The organism is Ideonella sp. P3_A4, from assembly GCF_056403075.1.
The window spans coordinates 1-6714 of record NZ_JBFUGE010000336.1 but is presented as its reverse complement, the minus strand read 5'-3'; the positions used below and the strand labels follow the sequence as shown (position 1 = coordinate 6714).

Annotated in this window: 9 protein-coding genes; 5 read left to right on the top strand and 4 right to left on the bottom strand. The window is 67.6% G+C overall.

The annotated features are described in order from the left end of the window. From AC1DYI_RS23265 to recR, 3 genes are all read left to right on the top strand, one after another. Positions 1-1378, top strand: a 1378-nt coding sequence (locus AC1DYI_RS23265; RefSeq protein ID WP_477206504.1) for a DNA polymerase III subunit gamma/tau, incomplete at its 5' end; no start/stop codon positions are given. A 40-nt stretch (positions 1379-1418) separates the two neighbouring features. Next, complete coding sequence (locus AC1DYI_RS23260; RefSeq protein WP_329716564.1) at positions 1419-1745, top strand: YbaB/EbfC family nucleoid-associated protein; 327 nt, start codon at positions 1419-1421, stop codon at positions 1743-1745. Positions 1746-1751: 6 nt separating this feature from the next. Beyond that, complete coding sequence (gene recR / locus AC1DYI_RS23255) at positions 1752-2339, top strand: recombination mediator RecR (RefSeq protein ID WP_477206503.1); 588 nt, start codon at positions 1752-1754, stop codon at positions 2337-2339. Between the two features lie 57 nt (positions 2340-2396). Here the strand turns inward: recR and AC1DYI_RS23250 are convergent, their stop codons facing one another. The 3 genes from AC1DYI_RS23250 to AC1DYI_RS23240 all read right to left on the bottom strand — a co-directional run bounded on the left by AC1DYI_RS23250 (position 2397) and on the right by AC1DYI_RS23240 (position 4508). Continuing rightward, on the bottom strand, positions 2397-4013 hold the full coding sequence (locus tag AC1DYI_RS23250) for a transglycosylase SLT domain-containing protein (protein ID WP_477206502.1): 1617 nt from the start codon (positions 4011-4013) through the stop codon (positions 2397-2399). After that, positions 4010-4123, bottom strand: coding sequence for a hypothetical protein (locus AC1DYI_RS23245; RefSeq protein WP_477206501.1), 114 nt, complete (start codon positions 4121-4123; stop codon positions 4010-4012). Before AC1DYI_RS23245 ends, AC1DYI_RS23250 begins: the two co-directional genes overlap by 4 nt. A gap of 91 nt (positions 4124-4214) precedes the next feature. Next, positions 4215-4508, bottom strand: coding sequence for a hypothetical protein (locus AC1DYI_RS23240; protein ID WP_477206500.1), 294 nt, complete (start codon positions 4506-4508; stop codon positions 4215-4217). Between AC1DYI_RS23240 and AC1DYI_RS23235 the strand changes: the two genes are divergently transcribed. After that, a complete protein-coding gene (locus AC1DYI_RS23235) occupies positions 4507-5358 on the top strand; it encodes a class I SAM-dependent methyltransferase (protein WP_477206499.1) in 852 nt (283 codons plus the stop codon). The two genes, AC1DYI_RS23240 and AC1DYI_RS23235, sit on opposite strands and share 2 nt — an antisense overlap. After that, complete coding sequence (gene rnhA / locus AC1DYI_RS23230; RefSeq protein WP_477206498.1) at positions 5351-5797, top strand: ribonuclease HI; 447 nt, start codon at positions 5351-5353, stop codon at positions 5795-5797. The genes AC1DYI_RS23235 and rnhA overlap by 8 nt, the downstream gene beginning before the upstream one ends. Before the next feature lie 66 nt (positions 5798-5863). On the opposite strand, the gene AC1DYI_RS23225 is transcribed toward rnhA, so the two are convergent. After that, a partial coding sequence (locus AC1DYI_RS23225; protein ID WP_477206497.1) for a DUF3466 family protein occupies positions 5864-6714 on the bottom strand: 851 nt, incomplete at its 5' end.

The following is a 6714-nucleotide window of genomic DNA, read 5'->3' as shown; positions in this document are numbered from 1 at the left end:
GCCGATGGCGCCGCAGACCGTGGCCGAGCACCTGGAAAACGTGCTGGCGAAAGAAAATGTGCCGGTCGAGCCGGGCGCCTTGCGCCTGCTGTCGCGGGCGGCACGCGGCTCGATGCGCGATGCCTTGTCGCTGACCGACCAGGCCATTGCCTTTGGTGGCGGCAAGCTCGAAGAACCGGCTGTGCGCGCGATGCTCGGTTCGGTCGACCGTCGCCATGCGCAACGTTTGATCGAAGCGCTGGCCTCGCGTGACGGCCCGGCGCTGCYGGCTGAGGCCGAAGGGCTGCGCAGCCAGGGCCTGTCGGCCTCGGGCACGCTGGAAGAACTCGCCCGTCTGCTGCAGCAAATGGCAGTGGAGCAGGTGGTGCCGGGTGCGTTGGACGCGACCGACCCCGACACCGAGGCAGGGCGCCAACTGGCGCCGCTGCTGGCGCCGGACGAAACCCAGCTGCTGTACAGCATGGCCTTGCAGGGCCGCGCCGAGCTGAGCCTGGCGCCGGACGAATACGCCGGGCTGGTGATGGTGTTGCTGCGCTTCCTCGCATTCCCGGCCAATGGGGGTGGCGAGCGTGCGGCAGAGCGTTCGACTGCGGCAGCCGCGCCGGCTTCGGCGGCTTTGCAAGCTCGCGTGGCCGAGCGCGCTCGCGCCCCGGTGCCCGTGCCGCCGCCGGTGGTCGCACGGCCGTCCGCGCCGGTGGCTGCGCGCCCTGTCGGGGGCGCGCCGGTGCCAGCACCTGTTCCACGGCCTGCGGCGCCTGTCGCGCAAGCTCCGGCGAAGACGTCTGACGAACCGCCACCATGGATGGACGAGGCGCCGTTTGAAGACGGCGCGGCAGCGCCGCTTCGCGTGGCCGAGCCGCCCGCGGCCGTGGCAGCGAAGCCGCCGATCGTGTCGAGGCCCACGGTCGCTGCGGCGCCGGCGCCATCAGTGCCCGTACCCGCTGCTGCGTCTGCTGATCCTCGGGTGCAGCGCACCGCGCTTGGCGATCGCTGGGCCGAAGTCGTGGCTTCGCTCAACTCGGCCAACGCCATCACCGCGCTGGTCCGCGAATTGGCGATGCAGGCCGAGCTGATCTCCATCGACGCGGCCGAGGGCGGCGGCGAGCGCTGGGGCCTGAAGGTCGAGCGCGAAACGCTGCGCCAGCCGACGCTGGCCGAGAAATTGCAGGCGGCCTTGGTGGCACACACCGGCCAGAACATCAAGATTGAAGCCAGCGCCGGTGTGCCCGACGATTCACCGGCGCGCCGTGACGCCGAGGCAGCCGCTTTGCGCCAGCGCGAAGCAGAGGCCATCATCCACAACGACCCCCTGGTGCAGGCCATGCTCGCGCAGTTCTCGACCGCGCGCATCGTGCCCGGCTCGATCCGGCCGGCCTGACACCGTCTTTCTCTGATCAACTTTCCAAGGACACACCACCATGATGAAGGGTCAACTCGCCGGCCTGATGAAGCAGGCCCAGGCCATGCAAGACAACCTGAAGAAGGCGCAGGAAGAGCTGGCGTTGATCGAGGTCGAGGGCCAATCGGGCGCCGGCCTGGTGAAGGTCGTAATGACCTGCAAGAACGACGTCAAGCGCGTCACCATCGACCCCAGCCTGCTGGCCGACGACAAGGACATGCTGGAAGACCTGGTGGCAGCCGCTTTCAACGACGCCGTGCGCCGCGCCGAAGCGACCAGCCAGGAAAAGATGGGCAAGCTGACGGCAGGCATGCCGCTGCCCCCGGGCATGAAGATGCCGTTCTAAGCATTCGTGACTGCCAGTCACCTTGAGGCGTTGATCGACGCCTTGCGCAAGCTGCCTGGCGTCGGCGTGAAGTCGGCCCAGCGCATGGCGTTCCATCTGCTGCAGCACGACCGCGCCGGGGCGCAGCAGATCGCCCGCGCGTTGGACGAGGCGGTGCGCCTGGTGCACCACTGCAAACGCTGCCACACCTTCACCGACCAGGAGCTGTGCGTGATCTGCAGTGACGAGCAGCGCGACGCGCGCCAGCTGTGCGTGGTGGAAACACCCGCCGACCAAGCAGCGCTCGAACGCACCGGCAGCTACCGCGGCTACTACTACGTGCTGATGGGGCGCATCAGCCCGTTGGACGGCGTGGGCGCCAGTGCGCTTGGCGCTGCTGGCCTGATGACACGGGCTGAGGAGGGCGGGGTGGAAGAAGTCATCCTGGCCACCAGCTTCACTGCCGAGGGTGAGGCCACGGCGCATGTGCTGTCCGAAGGGCTGAAGGCGCGCGGCCTGAAGGTCACGCGGCTGGCGCGGGGCGTGCCGGCCGGCAGCGAGCTCGAGTACGTCGACCTGTCGACGATCGCCCACGCCCTGGTTGACCGCCGCTGAATCGCGGCTCGTTCGATCCGGACTGACGAAGGCGCCGCGCAGGCGCCTCGTCTCGCCTTACTTGCGTGCCATCCGCACGGTGCTGGCCTTGGGCGCTGCCGCCGAGCGCGTGACCGGCCTGGCCGCGGCCTTGCCACCCTTGGCCGGTGCCGCTGCGGCCGCCACGCGCGTGCCCGAGCCGCCCGACACATAAACGACGATGGTGCTGCCGGCCTTGAAGTGGCCGCTGGCGCTGGTCTTGTTCCRCTGCGCCACCTGCGAGGCCGACACACGGTAGCGCTGCGCCACCGAGGCGACCGATTCGCCCTTCTTGCCGGCGCGCAGCGTCAGGCGCCTGAGCGGCGGCGCATCGGGCGCGAAGCTGAGCATCGCGTTGTCGGCCACCTGCTCTGAGACGTCGGTGTCGCGGTGGGCGCTGCGCGGCACCAGCAGCGTCGAGCCGGCCTTCACCAGCATGCGCGGCGGGATGCGATTCACCTCGCGCAACGCGGCTTCGCTGATGCCGACCTGCTTGGCGGCATCGGCCGGGCGCAGCGTCTTCGGCGCGACCCAGGCCGTCCAGGTGGCCAGCGGGCCGTGGTGGTTCGCGATCGACTTCACGAAGTGGTTGGCGTTGTCGTAGGGCAGCAGGATCTGCTCGGTGCCGGCGGCCAGGATCACCGGCTTGTTCATCTGCGGATTGAGGTAGCGGAATTCCTCCATCGACACGTCGGCCAACTTCGCGGCCAGGCTCACGTCGATGTCGCGCTCGATCGGCACGCTCAGGAAGTACGGGTGGTTCTTGAGCTCAGGCAGCTCGAGGCCGAACGCATCCGGGTGCAGCACGATGTTCTTCACCGCCTGCAGCTTGGGGATGTAGAGCCGGGTTTCGTCCGGCATGCGCAGGCTCAGGTAGTCGGTGGGCAGGCCGGCCTTCTGGTTGCGCGCGATGGCGCGCTGCACATTGCCTTCGCCCCAGTTGTAGGCGGCCAGTGCCAGGTGCCAGTCGCCGAACAGCTTGTACAGCCGGCCAAGATAGTCGAGCGCCGCGCGCGTCGAGGCCAGCACGTCGCGCCGGTCGTCGCGGAAGATGTTCTGCTTGAGGTCGTAGTCTTTACCGGTGGACGGGATGAACTGCCACATGCCCGAGGCACTCGCGACCGACATGGCCTGCGGGTTGAATGCGCTCTCKATGAACGGCAGCAGCGCCAGCTCGGTCGGCATGCCGCGTTTGTCCAGCTCTTCGACCACGTGGAAGAGGTAGCGGCTGCCGCGCTCGGTCATGCGTTGGACGTAGTCGGGGCGGTCGGCGTACCAGCGCTCGCGGCCGCGCACCAGGTCGTTGTCGATGTCGGGAAGGCCGAAGCCCATGCGCACGCGCGACCACAGGTCGATGCGCGCGTTGTTGTCGAACAGATCAACAGGGCGTTCCGGTTGCACCGGGTCGATCGGCGTGGCGACGAAGTTCTCGGCCTCGGTCGTATTGGCCGGTGGGGTGGGGGCCGTGGCCGGCGCGGCGGCTTCGGTGCCGGTTGCCGGCGCGGTCGGGCCGGCGGCTGGGGCAGCCGGCATCATGGCGTCGACCACTGCCGCGGGCTCGCCAGGCGTGGCGCAGCCCGTGAACCACGGGGTCAAGGCGAGGGCCAGCCAGAGGGCGGCCAGGGCCGGTCGGCGCGCGGCGTTCGAATGCTTCATCGGTCGTCGTTCTTCCATTCGCGCAAGGCGGCCAAGACCTTGGTCAGATCGTTGGCGCCGGCGCCGTGGGCGTGTGCCGCATCGGCCAGGGCCGGTTCGTCACAACGCATAAAGGGTTGGTCTGCCGCGCCAAGCCGCTGGCGCAAGGCAAGTTGGGTCGGCCCGCCGCGTGCAGCGCTTCGCAACGGGCGAGGTGTTGAGTCACGGCGGGGTGGGCAGGTTCCGCGGCTTGCGCAAACCGGCTTCGGGAAGCGTTACCGACCACGGCGCTTGCCGGTGCGCCATGTCGTTCGACCGGTGCCCAAACCCGGTCGGGCTACTGATGTGATCACGGTGATGAGGCGTCACTAGAATGCCCTTGAGTGCCAGCCCGGGCCGGCCTTGCGCGTCGAACGCCGACGCCGCGTCACCCGGATCGACCACGAGGGCTTGATGGCCGTCGTGAAGCATCCAGATGTAGTTGTCGGCAGAGGCGGGCAGGGCAACCAGATTCATGACGCAAAACGAGTCAATTATAGAGTTGGGGCTCTGGTTGACGACCCCCCCGGGCCGCTACCTGCTGGCCTGGGAACAAGAGCGCCTGGACCATGCGGTGACCGACATCTTCGGCTTCCACGCGCTGCAGCTGGGCCTGCCCGAAGTCGACACGCTGCGCAACAACCGCATGCCGCACCGCTGGATCGCCAGCGACAGCCTGACGCTGCCGCAGGCGATCGACATGCCGCCGTCGGTCGATGAGCAGGGCGCGCCCCTGTCGATCGGCCCGGCGCCGGTGGCTTTGCACTGCGAATCCGAGGCCTTGCCTTTTCCCGACCAGTCGCTGGACCTGGTGGTGATGCCGCACACGCTGGAGCTGGCGGCCGACCCGCACCGTGCGCTTTCCGAGGTGACGCGGGTGCTGCGGCCCGAAGGCAAGGTTGTCATCGTCGGGCTGAACCCGGCCAGCCTGTGGGGCGCGCGCCAACGCCTGGGCCATGCCAGGCTGAAGCTCGCCGGCGGGCAACGCAGCCTGTTTCTGCCGCGCTCGGGCGAGTTCATCGGCTACTGGCGATTGCGCGACTGGTTGAGGCTGCTGGATTTCGAGATCGAGAGCGGCCGCTTTGGCTGCTGGCGCCCACCGATGGGGTCGCAGCGCTGGCTCGACCGCTTCGGCTGGATGGACCGCATCGGCGCGCACTGGTGGCCGGTGTTCGGTGCGGTCTATTGCGTGGTGGCGGTCAAGCGCGTGCGTGGCATGCGGCTGATCGGCTTGGCCCGCGGCGAGCGCGTCGGCCCGAAGGCGGCGCCGGCGCCGGTGGCGCTGAACCACAACATTCATCGTGAAAAGAAGGAAAGAAGTGACTGACGATTCGACCGAGGTGACGATCTATACCGACGGGGCTTGCAAGGGCAACCCCGGGCCGGGCGGCTGGGGGGCTTGGCTGAGCTCGGGCGGCCACGAGAAGGAAATGTTCGGTGGCGAAAAGCTCACCACGAACAACCGGATGGAAATGACCGCTGTCATCGAGTCGCTGGCCAGCCTGAAGCGGCAATGCCGCGTGGCGATCTACACCGACAGCGAGTATGTGAAGAATGGCATCACGACCTGGATCCACAACTGGAAGAAGCGCGGCTGGCGCACCGCCGACAACAAGCCGGTGAAAAACGCCGAGCTGTGGCAGAAGCTCGATGCGCTGGTGCAGCAGCACCAGGTCAGCTGGCACTGGGTCAAGGGCCACGCGGGTGACCCGGGCAATGAGCGCGCGGATGCGCTGGCGAACAAGGGTGTGACAGTGGCGAAATGACGCAGGAGGGGGCTGTCTGGATGTCTGGCGACGGCGGGGGCGTCGTCAGCGCCCCCGTAGGCTTCGTCAGGGACGAGGCGTCAACAGCAAGGCCACCGAGTTCGCATCTGACCGGCGAATGGCGTTGGCCACGATCTGGCCTGCGTCATTGACCGCCGGTGCGGCATAGAGCAGCCATTTGTTCTGGGCGTCCGCGGAGATCAGCGTGTTCAGATCGAGCATCTGGTGACCTTCGTAGACGAAGGCGCGCGATCTCTGATCGTCATTCGGGACCTTCCCCACGCCGACGATCACGCCCGATTTGTTGATTCCGCTGGCACAGGCCCAGCCGGCACCCAGGGTACCGAGGGGCTTCACGGCACCGCCCTGGTACTTGACGGCCACGGTGTCTTGATTGACGTCCGTCGAGCATCCGACGGCAACGCCTCGGGAATTGACCGCCGACGCGGTGGAGAATGTCCCGCCGGGCAACACCCCCAGGTTCGACATGACGCCATTCTGGTAACTGAACGCACGCCTCTTCCCGTTCTTCAGCGTTGACACACCAACGATCACGCCGTCGTTGTTGATGTCTAACGCCGTGGTCGGGGCGAATCCGAGGTGCGGGAGATCGTGCAACTTGGAATCGAAATAGAACCCCCGGCCTCCTCCATAGGTTCCGACGACCACACCGGCTTTGTTAATGCCCCACGCCATTCCGTCATCGGCCAGTGTCTCCACCGACCCATCGGCGTTACGCCGCACCGGGACGTCAACGCCGTCGCGCTTCATGACGCCAGCCAACGCATTGGCGGTATTGAAGTCGTACCAATAGGCCGACTCGGCCTTGGGCTGCACGCGCCGGCACTTGTCGACCTTGCACAGTTCCCCATTCGAGAAACTGTCTTGGTCTATGGCCACGCTGATGAGGACTTGCC